The 231-nt window shown below is 65.4% G+C and carries 1 protein-coding gene; it reads left to right on the forward strand.

The features are described from left to right. Nucleotides 1-231, forward strand: a 231-nt coding sequence (locus tag PH586_RS23535; RefSeq protein ID WP_271350225.1) for a hypothetical protein, incomplete at both ends; no start/stop codon positions are given.

The following is a 231-nucleotide window of genomic DNA, read 5'->3' on the forward strand; positions in this document are numbered from 1 at the left end:
CGGCAGCAACGATGTCCCAGAGATCAATGTCGATCCAGGTAACCAAGGAGCCAACGACCTGGTGTACGAAGCCGGCCTGGCGACAGGCTCGGCGGCGGCCAGCAACAGCGAGTTCGCCAGCGGCAGCTTCAGTCTGAGCGACGCCGACGGCCTCGATGATTTGCAGAGCGTGACCATCAACGGCAGCACCGTGGCCATCGGCAGCCTGGTCGGCGCGAGCTTCGCCGGCAG

Origin of the sequence: Pseudomonas aestuarii (assembly GCF_027988105.1) — a bacterium.
In the GTDB taxonomy this organism is placed as follows: Bacteria; Pseudomonadota; Gammaproteobacteria; order Pseudomonadales; family Pseudomonadaceae; genus Aquipseudomonas; species Aquipseudomonas aestuarii.